General features: G+C 39.1%; 16 protein-coding genes. 2 read left to right on the forward strand and 14 right to left on the reverse strand.

Annotation, left to right across the window (positions count from 1 at the left end; genetic code table 11):
* From MWU82_RS12070 to MWU82_RS12090, 5 genes are all read right to left on the reverse strand, one after another.
* Complete coding sequence (locus MWU82_RS12070) at positions 1-900, reverse strand: mechanosensitive ion channel family protein (protein ID WP_111624695.1); 900 nt, start codon at positions 898-900, stop codon at positions 1-3.
* A gap of 71 nt (positions 901-971) precedes the next feature.
* Positions 972-1,385, reverse strand: coding sequence for a hypothetical protein (locus tag MWU82_RS12075; protein WP_072861906.1), 414 nt, complete (start codon positions 1,383-1,385; stop codon positions 972-974).
* Positions 1,386-1,397: 12 nt separating this feature from the next.
* Positions 1,398-2,243, reverse strand: coding sequence for a universal stress protein (locus MWU82_RS12080; RefSeq protein ID WP_247096562.1), 846 nt, complete (start codon positions 2,241-2,243; stop codon positions 1,398-1,400).
* A gap of 62 nt (positions 2,244-2,305) precedes the next feature.
* Entirely contained in the window at positions 2,306-3,151 is an 846-nt protein-coding gene (locus MWU82_RS12085; protein ID WP_247096564.1) for a universal stress protein, read from the reverse strand.
* A gap of 10 nt (positions 3,152-3,161) precedes the next feature.
* The gene (locus MWU82_RS12090; protein ID WP_111624692.1) at positions 3,162-3,998 is read right to left on the reverse strand and encodes a universal stress protein; all 837 of its coding nucleotides are present in this window, start codon (positions 3,996-3,998) and stop codon (positions 3,162-3,164) included.
* A 114-nt stretch (positions 3,999-4,112) separates the two neighbouring features.
* On the opposite strand from MWU82_RS12090, the gene trxA reads away from it, so the two are divergent.
* Positions 4,113-4,412, forward strand: a complete 300-nt coding sequence (trxA, locus tag MWU82_RS12095) for a thioredoxin (protein ID WP_247096565.1) — start codon at positions 4,113-4,115, stop codon at positions 4,410-4,412.
* A gap of 44 nt (positions 4,413-4,456) precedes the next feature.
* Here the strand turns inward: trxA and MWU82_RS12100 are convergent, their stop codons facing one another.
* From MWU82_RS12100 to MWU82_RS12135, 8 genes are all read right to left on the reverse strand, one after another.
* Positions 4,457-5,296, reverse strand: a complete 840-nt coding sequence (locus MWU82_RS12100; RefSeq protein ID WP_215948794.1) for a universal stress protein — start codon at positions 5,294-5,296, stop codon at positions 4,457-4,459.
* Positions 5,297-5,430: 134 nt separating this feature from the next.
* Positions 5,431-6,291, reverse strand: coding sequence for a universal stress protein (locus tag MWU82_RS12105; RefSeq protein ID WP_247096566.1), 861 nt, complete (start codon positions 6,289-6,291; stop codon positions 5,431-5,433).
* A 165-nt stretch (positions 6,292-6,456) separates the two neighbouring features.
* Complete coding sequence (locus tag MWU82_RS12110) at positions 6,457-7,305, reverse strand: universal stress protein (protein WP_215948796.1); 849 nt, start codon at positions 7,303-7,305, stop codon at positions 6,457-6,459.
* Positions 7,302-8,171 (reverse strand): universal stress protein, encoded by an 870-nt coding sequence (locus tag MWU82_RS12115; RefSeq protein ID WP_247096567.1) that lies wholly within the window; start codon positions 8,169-8,171, stop codon positions 7,302-7,304. The genes MWU82_RS12110 and MWU82_RS12115 overlap by 4 nt, the downstream gene beginning before the upstream one ends.
* A 17-nt stretch (positions 8,172-8,188) precedes the next feature.
* Positions 8,189-9,034 carry a universal stress protein gene (locus tag MWU82_RS12120; protein WP_215948798.1) on the reverse strand — a complete coding sequence of 282 codons (846 nt, stop codon included), beginning with the start codon at positions 9,032-9,034 and terminating at the stop codon, positions 8,189-8,191.
* Between the two features lie 95 nt (positions 9,035-9,129).
* Positions 9,130-9,966 carry a universal stress protein gene (locus MWU82_RS12125; RefSeq protein ID WP_215948799.1) on the reverse strand — a complete coding sequence of 279 codons (837 nt, stop codon included), beginning with the start codon at positions 9,964-9,966 and terminating at the stop codon, positions 9,130-9,132.
* Between the two features lie 100 nt (positions 9,967-10,066).
* Positions 10,067-11,119 carry a response regulator gene (locus tag MWU82_RS12130; RefSeq protein WP_247096568.1) on the reverse strand — a complete coding sequence of 351 codons (1,053 nt, stop codon included), beginning with the start codon at positions 11,117-11,119 and terminating at the stop codon, positions 10,067-10,069.
* A 7-nt stretch (positions 11,120-11,126) separates the two neighbouring features.
* The gene (locus MWU82_RS12135; RefSeq protein ID WP_247096570.1) at positions 11,127-12,638 is read right to left on the reverse strand and encodes a PAS domain-containing sensor histidine kinase; all 1,512 of its coding nucleotides are present in this window, start codon (positions 12,636-12,638) and stop codon (positions 11,127-11,129) included.
* 92 nt (positions 12,639-12,730) lie between these two features.
* Between MWU82_RS12135 and MWU82_RS12140 the strand changes: the two genes are divergently transcribed.
* Positions 12,731-13,135, forward strand: a complete 405-nt coding sequence (locus MWU82_RS12140) for a hypothetical protein (protein WP_247096571.1) — start codon at positions 12,731-12,733, stop codon at positions 13,133-13,135.
* A gap of 32 nt (positions 13,136-13,167) precedes the next feature.
* On the opposite strand, the gene MWU82_RS12145 is transcribed toward MWU82_RS12140, so the two are convergent.
* On the reverse strand, positions 13,168-13,992 hold the full coding sequence (locus tag MWU82_RS12145) for a universal stress protein (RefSeq protein ID WP_247096572.1): 825 nt from the start codon (positions 13,990-13,992) through the stop codon (positions 13,168-13,170).
* Between the last annotated feature and the right edge of the window lie 144 nt (positions 13,993-14,136).

Raw genomic sequence — 14,136 nt, forward strand, 5'->3', positions numbered from 1 at the left:
TCATTGCTTTAGATGAATATCCAATTCTGGTATTTTTAGTAGTTGCAAGGTGGTGGAAGCAAGTTTTACTTTGTCATCCGTAGCCATGAGGGCCTGTACTATCTGCTCGAACAATTCGTGCTTAGTAATACGCCTTAATTTATAATCCGTGATATATCTTAAGTTTATCGCAATCCAGTTGTCTGTTGGATTAATGGCCAGGGTAGGGGCAATTGTGGCGTTTTCTATATAATAGTGCTCCACCATTTCCTCCCATTTGGCCAATGAATTTTTGGTGTATTCGGAAAGGAAATCCGTGGCCTTTTCCAGGACCAGTTTTTTTGCCAAGGCAACATCCGAATCATAGGTAATAAGTATATTGAGTTCGTCCCAAACAAAAGGGAAATCCATGGAATAGTTCTTTATGGGGCCTTTAAAAACAAAGGCATTGCTTATCTTGACGATCCTACCCGAATAATTGTCACTACTGACCCATTCCCCAATTTCCATTAAGGTAGTATAGATGCTATCTATATCAATGACATCCCCTTTAATACCGTTAATTTCAATACGGTCCCCAGGTTTATAGACCTTTACAAAAAAGATATAGAAAGATCCTGCAATACTTAGGATCAATTCTTGGAGGGTAAATGTTATACCAGCAGTAAACAGCCCTATAATAATGGTATAGTCCTTAATGTTTTCTACTGTAAATGCCATTAGGATCAAGAGCGTAATTAGCACGTAGCCAATAATCTCTACTCCTTTTTGAGCCTTATATCTAACAGAAACATTATCTATTCTTTTTTTTAGGACCCTCCGAAGAAACCCAATGAAAATTACAATGGCCAGTATCCATAATAAAAGTTTGGCAATCTTCAATACTACTGGGTCGTTAATAAAGTCCAAGGGACTGTTCATGGGCAATGGATTTAAATAAGACCGCCAGAACAATTTTTGTTTAGGCGGTCTCCCAATTAAAAATTAACCAACTATTTTTTTTGGCCAAAAAAGTCCCTGACCAAGGCTTTGGTCTGGTTCTCGGTCATGCTATCGGCTTTGGTGACGGCTTTTACTTTTTCTGCCAAGCCTTTGTGGTGTTCCAGTAGTTCTTTTCTAAATTTTTCATTGGTATCTGCCGGGCCAAAAAGCGCTATAGAATCGGCATCGCCTATGGCATCTGCAAGTTTTTTAAAATATGATTTTAATTGTGCTTTCTCCCTTTCCAGATAGGTGCGCTCATGTGTAACGTCTTGGGTTGCACCAGATTTTACCCTAGGTCCAGAGGTCCCCTTGCGGTTAAAAAATTCCATCTCCGAAAAAATGGTTTCCAATTTCTCTTCTTTGTTGTCCAAACGGATGATATGGGCTTTTTCCCTGTCCATCCATATTCCAATATTTTTCATAATACAGTGTTTTTAAGATTCGTTCAAAGCCAAAATAGGCACTGTGGCATCATAACCAATTTCTTTGACCAATGGTCTAGAAAATATACTATTGAACAAGAAATGCTTTTTGTTAATGAACGCGATCATGTCGCTATTCCTACTTTGAACAAAAGAGGTTATTCCTTGGGCAACATCTTTATCCGTCAGGGTGTGGAAGCTATGGTCTACACCTTGGAGGATGTCGTCCAAGAGTTGTTTGTGTTTTTCTTGGTCTTCGGTAAGCGTGGTTTTTTTCGTAAAGTATACAACCTTTATGGACGTATTGTGCATCTTGGCAATCTCTATCAAATAATTCAATTCCTTTCGGCTAAAGCTGGATTTATAATTCGTAGGAAATACAATTTCCTTGGGAATGGAAAACCGCAGATTATCAGGAATTGCCATTACTGGGCACTCCCTTATTTTTTCCATGGCATTTACCGTATTGCTTCCAAAAATAACCCCTTTGGCTCCCGTAGCTCCCTGTGTACCCATGATTACAAGGTCTATATCCTTGCTGTCAATGGTCTGTTTTATGGACTCTGAGAGAAAATTGAAGGAAGAAATAGTGTGATAACTATGTTTTGGGTTGTCATGGTGTAGCTCCAACATGTCCAATAGCTTGGCAAAAGCTTCCTCCGATGCCCCTTTGGCCCCTTCGTATTCTGCACTGCCCGGCTCTGGCATTATAAGGGTGTTTGTTGTGTAATTGTCCAAACGGAAAACGTTCAAAAAATAGAACTCGCAGTTAAGTTTTGCATAAAGATCCAAGGCATAGCGTGTGGCGTTCAGCGCATTTTTGGAAAAATCGGTAGGAATTAATATTCTTTTGTCCATGACAATGCTTCTTTAGTTTTATTAAATATAAAAGGCTTTCGTGAATGTTACTATGACAATGGTCATTCTTGGGAAGGGAGAATTAAGAATGGGATATCGGAATACATACTTAGGTCTTTTACCACAGGTTCACGGGTAAGTTTTTCAAAAAGATTGCGCTTTTCATGTACCATGGCGAACATATCCACTTTCAGTTTTTCCAAAAAAACATCTATAACCTTAGCTTTGTCATCAAAATTCTTGATCCATTGGAAGGAATGGCCAACATTGCTTAGGCCTTCTTCCAATTGCTTTCTATTCTCCTCCTGGGTCTTGTTCAGAATATGTTGTTCCTGAACGTGAACCACCCTAATGGAGGCTTTGGACAAAGAGGCAATGTATAGAAGTTGATCTATAGTTTTTTGGCCACAATCCTTTCTCAAGTCGGTCACAAAAGCAATTTCCGTTATAGGGTGGAAATCCATTTCCCCCGGAATAGCCAATAAGGGGCATTTAAGATTATCTGCCACTTTTATGGTATTGCTTCCAAAAAATACATCGGTAGCTTCGGTGAGTCCTTTATTCCCCATGGTTACCAAATCAATTTTAAGTTCCTCTATTTGTTGCGCTATGATATTTACCAAGTCCCCTTTTTGGGATATGGTATGGAAGGTATGTAGAGGGTTTTCATTGTCCAAGACTATTTTGTGCTTGGTATGCGTTAATTTTTCCTTGGACTCCGATTCCTGTTCCTTCAAATGTTTTTTGATATTTAGGATAGGAAGTGTTTTTCCTGGGGATATGGTAAGTTCCGAATAGGTGTTAAGAATATAAAATGTGCATGTTTCCGATGCTAAAAGTTTTGATGCATAGAACAGGGCACAATAGGCATTATTGGAAAAATCGGTGGCAACAAGTATATTCTTCATTACGTTTTAATTAAAATTGTGGAATTACCATAAAAGGGATAGTGACGTGGAAACCTATTTTTTTGATAACAGGTTCAATAAAAAGTCGCTCCATAAAAGTATGTTTGTTCTGAACCATGACCAGAAGGTTGATTTTTTCTTTGGCCTGGAAGGCATTGATGGCGTCTATAATTTCATTATTTGGAACATCGTGGAATAATGCCTTGTTGCCCAAAATCTTTTCAAGGCCTTTCTTTTGCTTTTCTTGATCTGGAGTTAGTTCATAACCTGTGGAGACGTGCAACACATTTATTTGGGATCCATATTCATTGGCTATTTCCAAAAGTTGGCTTAATTTCTCCTGTTTGTATGCAATTTCATAGTCGGTTGGAAATAGTATTTCCAAAGGATTCTCGTATTCAAAATTGGGGGGTACCACTAGTACAGGGCAATTGGCTTTTCTAATAACATGTACCGTATTGGTCCCAAAGAGGATTTCCTCGGCCCCTGTGGCCCCTTTGGTGCCCATTACGACCAAATGTATACCTTCGGATTCAACGGTTTCCATAACTTCGTTCACCAGGGTGTTGAAAGCAGTGTGAACAACAAAGCTATGATTGGGGTTATGGTATTCCTTTTCCAAACGACTTTTTAATTTTTCCAGTTGGGTCATGGACGTTTCCTGCATTACATCGCCCAAACCTATCAGACCAGGACTTCCTACCAAATATTCCGCTTCGTACACTGGGGGCATATAGGTATGCATAAGGTAAAAGTTACATTTTGTATTTTCGAAAATCTTTATGGCATAGTTAATGGCCTTAATGGAGTTGTCCGAAAAATCAGTAGGAAGCAATATTCTTTTCATAGTGTTTATTACATTAGTACGGTAAAACTAAAGAAGAAGAATTTTGAAAACCATGATATTCGTCAGTTTCATTTTCTCTTTGTTTAGGTAATTTTACTTTTCAAAAATTTGATTATGAAGGATAGTTTTAATAACATTATCAATTCAGAAACCCCTGTTCTGGTTGATTTTCACGCAGATTGGTGCGGACCCTGTAAAATGTTGGCACCTATATTAAAACAGGTTAAGGACGAAATGGGGAATGCCCTAAAAATCGTAAAGATCGATGTGGACAAGAATCAATCCTTGGCCAGTACTTATCAAGTTAGGGGGGTACCTACCATGTTGCTGTTTAAAAACGGAAAGCAGGTTTGGCGACAATCCGGCGTACTTCAAAAGAACGACATACTACATGTTGTTAAACAACATATTTAAAGGGCGGTCCTAAGGATTCGCCCGGCAATTAAAATCCAACATTCTTATTCGTGAACAATTAGAAATGGAATCTTGGTATGGTAGCTAATTTTTTCGACCGCTGGTTTAAATAGGATGCGTTCCAAGAAGTTTAGGTTCTTGGCTACCATGACCAACATATCCAGATCCCTACTTTCTACAAATGCTTGTACTGCATCATCCAAGTTCTTTACGGTAAGGGTATGGAAGGAATGTTCGTTTTCCCTAAAATAATTCTTTAAAAATTCCTTGTTCTTCATCTGGAGATCGCTGAGGTCCTTTCCTTTTTGGGACACATGTAGGAAGCGCAGTGCAGAGTTGTGCATTATTGCAAGTTCCTTGATATGGTTCAGGACCTTTATATCATAGCTCAATTGGAAATCTGTAGGAAACCCAATTTCCCGGGGGTTATTATACTCGGCGTCTTCGGGCACGGCCAGAACAGCACATCGTACTTTGGTAAGAACATTGCCGGTGTTGCTTCCCAAGGAAACGGCTTTAAGGCCGGTGGCCCCTTTGGTTCCCATTATGATCAGGTCAATATTTTTATCCTTTACTTCTTGCTTAATATGATCTGTAAAAAATCCGTATAGCGCTGTTGTATTAAAGGTATGTTTTGTGTTAAGGGGCAAACGTCCAATCTCTTTAAGCAAATCTTCCAATTTTTCTTTGCTCTCCTTAAGAATGTTTTCCTCCAGAAGTTCCGGTGAAGCATACATGGCTGCCTCACCACCCGAATTATAGGAAATAGGATTTATATGTATAATATGAAACGTACATCTGGTTTTGGAGTACAATGCGGTTCCATATTTAATGGCATTCCAAGCATTGTCGGAGAAGTCGGTCGGGATCAATATATTTTTCATGTAAGTTGTTTTATCGGTTCAATACTGTTCGGTTTTGTTGGCAAGCTTCAATGAATTAAAATTAAGCCCTCCTTAATTGTTTCCCAATGACATATATCATGTTGATTGTAATAGTCGCAAAATGGGAGTGGTATTTAGGGTTCTATTAGGGGGAATATTAAAAAAGGTACTTCCGTATTAAAAGCTACCCGCTTAATAACATTTTCTTTGGTAAGCTTCTCAAAGAAACTATGCCAATAATTTACCATGGCGATCATTCCTATATTTTCATTTTCATGGGTATAGCCATTTATTGCCCCTGAAATATTGTTATGTCCCTTAACCTCTTTAAAATTGTATTCTAGACTAATGAACCGTTTGGGCAATGAATCTTTGGCAGTTTTTTGATGGGGTTGCAATTCCTTGCCCGTATCAATATGTACAATGCTTATTTTGGAGTCCCATAATTTTGCCAATCCTATTAGCGGTACTAATTCTACCTCACTATAAATATGTTCAAAATTTGTGGCAAAGGCTATTTCATCGGGAAGATCAAAATCATAATTTTCCGGAACGGCAATGATAGGGCAGAAGTCTATTTTCTGTATAATCCTTACCGTGTTACTGCCCATAAATACCTCTTTCAGTGCAGAGGAACCTTTGGTTCCCATAAAAATGTATTGTATGCCTTCATCTATTGTGGTTCTTGCTATCGCATTAACCAAGGAATCGGCAATACTTAATCCCTTAAAGGTGTGCTTACTATTTTTGTTTTTGGATTCCAATTCGTCTATTAGGGATTTTATGTCTCTCTTGGATTCGTCTTTTATTGCCCTAAATAGGCGGGTGTCCTTTGCCTTGCCCATAGTACTGCTAAGATTGGATGCCCCAACTTCAAAGGCATGCAAAACATAGAAAACACATTCCACCTTTTCAAAAAGGTAGACGGCGTAGTCTATGGCATTGCGGGCGTTGGTAGAGAAATCTGTAGGTAGGAGTATATGTTTTGCTTTCATGTGTTTGTTTTTATTGCTCTTAGGAGATACACCGGCTTGAAAGATTCGTTCTGTCGTGTGTCGCCTTTGATGATTAAAAAATGTTAAGGCCCTTTCTGAATAGTAATATTCTGAATCATGTGGGGCTAATTTTATAAATGGTTGAACGGTTTTTAGTAGCTCCTCCTATGATTGCCCTGGAAGAAACAAGACCGGCACCATGGAATGGAAGGCTATTTTTTTAATAACTGGCTCATCTATAATTCTCTCCCAAAAGCTATGCCGGTATCTCACCATGGTAAGTAGATCCGCCCTTGTTTCGTTTACGTACTGCTCTACACCGTCCGCAATATTGGATTCGAATCTAAGTTCATGAAGGGAATATTTATAACTGGCCAACCGTTGTTCCAAAATTTTCAGGTTCGCTTTCTGGACATCGGTGAGAATAAATTCTACCGCCACATGTATCACCTGTATTGCTGTGTTCCAAAGTTTTATAAGTTCTATCATGGACAATAGTTCAAACTTTTCATACTTTCTGGTATAATCCGTTGGAAAGACAAGTGTCTTTAGCTGTTGGAAGTTAAAGTCCTTGGGAACCACTAAAATGGAAATATTTTTAAGTTGTTTTAAGATTTTCACCGTATTACTGCCCATAAAGACTTCCTTTGCACCAGTAGCCCCTTGAGTACCCATAACAACGAGATCTATATCTTTGACAGATACCAATTCCCTGACCGAGCCTTCCAAAGTATCGGATCTGGAAATAGTTTCAAAACTGTGGTTGGGGTTGTTGTGGTTTTGGTTCAGGTAGGACAAAATCTTATCAAGTTCCTTAGCTGAATTCTGTGCCAAGGAGTCATAAACGACGCCTAGTCGCTGTTGACTTTTTTGCCCCAACATGTTCATGGCTTTTGGTTCATAGGCATGTAAAATGAGAAACTTACATTGTACATCGGCATAGAGTTTTAATGCTGTAAATATGGCATTCCAGGCATTATCGGAAAAATCGGTAGGCAGCAGGATTTTTTTCATGTTTTGGCTTTTTGAGGGAGGTCTTTCCAAGTATCCGGTATTACCAAAAAGGGAATCCTCGAGTGGTACCCTATCGAGTCTAAGGTAGATTTTGTAATCAATCTTTCCAAAAATGAATGCTTCCTATTCATTATTGCCAAAAGCCCAATTCTATGTTTTTCCACATATTCATGTATGGCATTGGGCATTAATTCGCCCTTTACCTGCTCAAAGCAATGGTCCATGGTTTCAAGGAAAATGCCAAGGGCTTTTTTATGGACATTTTGTTTCTCGTCAAGAGCATAGTCCTCCTTAACATTCAGTACTATCAATTTAGCCTTATGCACTTTGGATAATTCTGCCAGAAAGCCTAATGATTTGGGGTCATAGGGCGTTGTGTAATCTGTTGGGAAAACTATGGAATCAATTTCCTTAAAGGCATAACCATTGGGAATGGCCAATACCGGAATTCTGGCTTTTTTGATGACATGGACGGTCTGGGTTCCCAAAAAGATTTCCTTGGCTCCTGTAGCCCCTTGGGTTCCCATGGCAATGATGTCTATGCCCTCCCGTTCTGTAACCTCTTCAATTTCATCGGTCAGAATATTAAAGGATGAAATGGTCTTGAATTGATGGTTCTTATTGGGATATTGCTTCCTTATATCCCTTAGTGTTTTTTCCAAACCTGCCTGGGCCGTCTCGACCCCCTTGTCGGGAATAGCACTGTTGACCGGACCGCCCATCATATAATCTACCCTATAAAATGTGGGGGTATAGGTGTGAAGTATATAGAAAAGACATTTTTCATTTTGGAAATAATTCACCGTATACACGATAGCGTTCCAGGCATTGGCGGAAAAATCGGTGGGCAATAATATTTTTTTCATCCTTGCTTCTTTTTAAATTATCGGGGTAGATTCTGCATCACCAAAAAAGGCAGCTTTAATCGTAGCCCAATTTCGTCTACGGTTGATCTGTATAGCATATCTTCCAAGAATGAATGGCGCGAGTTTACCATGACCAAAAGGTTTATGTTATTCTTTTTGATGTAATCCATTATGGCCTCCGCCTTATTCTTAGTGGGAAGTCTTTCAAAAAACAGGAAGGCCTCTGCCAAAGATTCCTTAAGGAAACGTTGGTTGTCTATCTGCCTGTTGCTTAAATCTTCGAAGTCTGAAATATAAAGGCAATGGATTTCCGATTTAAATTCGGATGCCAAAGTGTTCAACAACTTCAATTCCCTACGCTTATATGGCAGCATATAATCTGTGGGAAACAATATTTTTTTGGGCTGATGATATTTATAGTCCAAAGGTATTGCCAGCACAGGGCACTGTACGTATTTGAAAACCTGTACCGTATGGCTGCCGAAGGTAAGTTTTTTGTCGGCAGTTTGCCCTTTTGTACCCATTATCACTAGGTCAACATTTATTTGATTGACAAAATCGTTGACTGCATCCACCAAAGTGTCGAATGCCGAGAGCGTTTCATAAGTGTGTTTTGGATTACTCTCCCTAGCGGTAAGTTTTTGGATAAGATCCTTTAAAGATTTATCCGTAGTATTCTTAACAGTTTTCTTTTGATCTTCAATAGAGGTTTCCCCATTAGTCTTGAACGGGCCATAAACCTCGTCTGCATAAGCATGTAAAAAGTAGAAATTGGCGCGTTCGCATTTGTAAAGATTCAGTGCATAATCTATTGCATGCATTGCACTATTGGAAAAATCGGTAGGAATCAAAACTGTTTTCATGGGTTTTCTTTTGTATACCTACCAAAGTTATTGGTAGGGACATATAAAACCTATGACATTTATCAGTAGCCCAATATCAACATAGGGGAGAGCGTTTATTCGTGCAGGACAAGTAAAGGAACGCTGGTCTGAAAACTAATCTTTTTAATGGTGGTGTCGAACAGCAGTTGTTGCAGAAAATTAAGGTTCTTGGCCACCATGATTACCATATCTATTTTCTCGCTGACCACAAATTGCTCAATGGCACTTTTTGCTTTTTCATGTTTTAGGTTGTGGATACTATGCGATTTTTCATAAAGCTCCAGTAAATAGTCCTTTAGATAGACCATGTTCTGATTTTGGGCTTCATTTAATTGAACATTGGGCTTGGAGACATTCACAACTCTGAGATTGGCTTTGGTGATACGGAGCATTTTTGAAATCGCCTCCAAAATAGAATGGGAATAGAAAATATTGTAATCGGTAGGAAAGGCAATTTCCTTGGGGATGCACTGCACGGCTTTTTCCGGAATCACCAATAGATTACAAGGTACTTTGGTCATGACATTGCCGCTATTACTGCCCAAAATGGTTTCTTTTAGGCCCGAAGCCCCTTTGGTCCCCATGACAATCAGATTTATCTTTTTGTCCATTACGGTCTTGCGAATAATATCTATGAGATTTCCGTATTCATGGAGGGCAATAAAGTTATGTTCTTTATTGGTGGTAATGGTCTTGATGCGGGCAAAGGTATCTGCCAGATTATCCCTAAGGGCCATATTCACGGCTTTGGAAGGCATAATAAAGGAATTGCTGTCCACACCGGATTGACTTAAGGCATCAACATGGAGTACGTAAAAATTACATGGGGCATCTTTGAAAAGCTTTATGGCATATTCAATAGCGTTCCAAGAATTTTTGGAAAAATCGGTGGGGAACAGTATATTCTTCATTCAAAATTATATAGCAACATTTGTACAAAACTAGACTTATGGCTATAATTGAAATATGACATTGGTCAGTTTCCAATAAAATATAGTATTGGGAAAATGCTTAATTGATGTATTGCAGGGCCTTTAATTCCTTGATACGGATATTTCTTCCTTCAATATCTATAAGCCCTTCTTTTTTGAACCCGGAAAGTGTGCGTATAAGGCTTTCGGTGGCAATACCGGCTACACTGGCCAAATCGTTTCGGGAAATTTTAATGGGATCCTCGGTTTTTTTGTTCATTATTTCTGCAAACTGCAACAAGGTCTGCGCGGTTTTCTTACGAACGGAACTGTAGGCCATTTGCAACAATTGCTGTTTTATGTCCTTAATATTTCCAGTAAGCAGTTCCATTAGTTCCAAGGAGATATTGTGGTTATTTTCCAATACCTGTTTTAGATTTTCCTTGGATATCCCGGCCAGTTCCACATCCTCAATGGCGGTTGCCGATTCTTGATAAGGAATATTGTCTATAAAAGAGGTAAATCCTAAAAAGTCGTCTGCCCTATAGAGGGAAGTGATCAGTTCTTTTCCGTCCTCGTCCATAGTATGGCATTTTACCACTCCTTTTAGGATAAGATATATTTTATGCGAATATGTACCTTCTTGGTAGATGGTACTTCCTTGAAGAAAACTAGTGGGCTCACCATTGTCGTCAAAAAAATTCTTTAACTCGTTCAAGGTGCGTATTTGATCTTCCGAACCTGTAGGACCTTGTGATCTTTCCTTTGCCATGCGCCCCAAAAGTTCCACTTTTGCCAAACGACTTTCAATGGCATTTACAAGATCTTCCTCTTCAAAAGGCTTGGTAAGGTAATCGTCTGCTCCCAGATCCATTCCCCGTCGTATTTCCTTGTGTTCGGTTTTGGCAGATAGGAATATAAAGGGAATGTGTTTGGTTTTTTCATCGGAAGACAAGTCCTTTAGAACACCATAACCATCTACTTCCGGCATCATAATGTCGCAAACGATAATATCCGGCAATTTTTCTTTTGCCATTTGAATACCAATTTTTCCGTTCGGGGCGGTAATCATGGAATAACCTGAAAGCTCCAAAAGCTCTTCGGTGTTTTCACGTAAGGCCCTATCGTCCTCGATCAATAGAATAGTCTTCATTGTTCTTTTAATTTATGTTTTCTAATGGGATAATTACAGTAAAAATAGATCCCTTGTTTTCCTCACTGGTAAATTCAATAGTGGCGCCAAGATTTTCCAAATGCTGTTTGGCAATATTAAGTCCAATGCCCGTACCTTGGTTCAATAATGCATTTTCAGCCCTGAAATAACGATTGAAAATATGTTTTTGTTCCTCGGCAGGTATGCCAATACCACGATCAATAACTTCTATTAATATAGTATCTTTTCCCTTATCCACCGCTAGACTTATGGTTGTATCTTCAGGGGAATATTTAATGGCATTGTGAATTAGGTTGGACAAGGCAAGTTCCAAGGTTTTTTCGTCAAACCTGATGAAAATGTCATCGATATTCTCTGGATATTGGATGGTTTGGCCCGCCTTAAGGAGCATGTTGGCACCATAGACAACCTCGTTTATAATTTTGCTTAGAGGAAAAGTTTCGATCTTGTAATTTACCTTTCCTGAATCCAAACGCTCCACCGAAAGGAAATCGGTTAAAATGGTATCCAAATATCGTACTTTGTTCTTTATCGTTTCTACGTGTTTGTCGCGCTTTTCCTGTTGGTGACTTTCGGTATACTTGGCCAATAGCGTTATAGAGGTAAGTATACTGCTCAAAGGGGTTTTGAATTCATGGGAAACCAAGGAAAGGAAGCGTGTTTTTAGTTCGTTCAATTCCTTCTCCTTGGCCAAGGCTTCCGTAAGTTGTTTGGTGCGCTCTTGGACCTTTTTTTCTAATTTTTCCGTGTAACTTTTTCGTTCTGTGATATCGAGTATTATGGCAACAAAAACCTGCTCTTCACCAAGAATTGATAATTGAATATGCACTTCTACAGGATAAATAGATCCGTCCTTTCTTTGGTGGTCTGTTTCAAACTTTACCTTATCCCTTTCTCCCTTCAACAACGGGTCTATAAGTAGTTTAAATTGTGGCACGTCCATATGGGGCTTAATATCCAATGGGGTCATGGCCTTAAAATCTTCCAGGTCATAGCCCATATTTCGCTGAGCTTCTTTGTTGACATTTACAAAATGTAGTGTTTTGGCGTTGAAAACGTAAATTTCGTTAAGGGATTCATCAAAGATCCTGGCCCAATGGCTAAGTTCCTTTTCCTTGATCTTACGTTCTGTAATATCGATAACTAGGGCCATTACATAGGTTTCGTCATAAAGCTTAAACGGATTTAGACCCGCCTCGACCGGAAATTCCTCGCCGTTTTTACGTACCCCGTGCAAATCCCTACCCCGGCCCATTTGCCTACGTTCACTTTTATCAATAAAGTCCTCCACATGGTGGCCGTGATGCCCGTGGTACCTTCTGGGTATAAGGGTGTCCAGGGGTTTTCCAAGAAGCTCGCCCTTATGGTAGCCAAACATTCTCCCGGCCGAGGAATTGGTGGCTACAATAAGCTGTTGGGTATTGACAACTATAATTCCTTCGGATACTCCTTCGGAAAGAAGGTTGAATATTTCACTGTTTTTTTGAAAGGCCTGCATAAGCCAAAGATAAAATTTTTAAACTGATTATTGTCATATAAAAAACTTGGTCTATTCGCTATTTTTAGCGCATACACTTGAACAATATAAAAATGAAAAATACAAAGAAAGTAGGTAAGGAATTGTACGAAAACCTGGGAAAATTATTTTATGCCATTGCCATGGCAGATTCCCGCGTACATGGTAAGGAAGTAAGCAAGCTTAGGTCTTTTATTAGAAAATATTGGTTGGAAGTAGATGAGCTGGAGGATGAATTTGGTACCGACGCGGCCTTTCAAATCGAATCGGTATTTGATTGGTCAATGGACAATGATTTGGACAGTGAAGCCTGTTACGACGATTTTAAGGATTTCTATAAAGACAATAAAGGTATGTTCAGTGCATTTATAAAGGTGCTTATATTGGATACAGCGAACGCCATTTCCAATAGTTTTTCAGGAAAAAATAAGGCAGAATTGGTAATGTTGGGCAAATTGGAACTTTTGCTCAAGGAATAATAAAGTAGAAGTGGTTAGACTCCGTTTATTTGTCAGATCTTGAATGTCATAACCGGTAATCTCGCGTGGTTGGCTATATCTTCACCTATACTTCCCAACAAGAAATGAGCAACGCCTTTTCTTCCATGTGTTGGAAGTGCAAGTAGGTCAAATTTTTCGGTCTTACTGAAATTCAGTATTCCATTTTCCACACTACGGTCATTGTATATTTCAACTTTCGATCGGGTATCCCCGGCCTTCTTCATAAATTTGGCTATGCGATCATCGGCTTCCGGAGTACTCAAAAAATCTTGATAAGGAGTATTGATGTAAACCAATTTTAATTTGGCCGAAAATTTTTGTGCCATCAACTTAACATTCTTAAATGCCGGTATCATATCCTCTGAAAAACTACAGGCGAAAAGGATATTGTTTATAGTGAATTTTGAATTTTGCTCTTTTATAACCAAAACAGGGACATCGGAAGTGCGCACTACCTTTTCGGTATTGGAGCCGATAAAAATTTCATTGAAGCCAGTACTTCCATGCGAACCCATAACGATCAAGTCTATATTTTGTTCCTTGGCCACATTGTTGAGCTCACTGAACACCTTGTAGTTCTGTACTATTTTATGAATAGTAATGTCCTTTAAATAGGGTTTGTCCAGAAAGGTCTTAAATTTTTTCTTTGCAAGCCCCATAAAGTATTTGGCTTCTTCGTACTCCAAAAATTCCTCTTCGGCATATGCTGCCTCCGAAATTCCCAGCATATGTAATACGGTAATATCCGCGTTCTGCTGTTTTGCTATGCCGGCAGCGGCCTCCAGGGCGTAGGCCGAGTAATCCGAAAAATCAATAGGTACCAATATGTGTTTCATTGTATGTTTTTTATGGTTGTGATCATCTTGGGCTTACTTTTTGGCAGCGGTTTCAATTCGCTGGTTCCCCAATACAAAATTTCCATTTCTGTTTAGGCCGGGCCCAGGTTCTGTTATAAGGCCAGAATGTTCTGAAACAAAAAT

Origin of the sequence: Arenibacter sp. S6351L (assembly GCF_023016025.1) — a bacterium.
Lineage (GTDB): Bacteria > Bacteroidota > Bacteroidia > Flavobacteriales > Flavobacteriaceae > Arenibacter > Arenibacter algicola_B.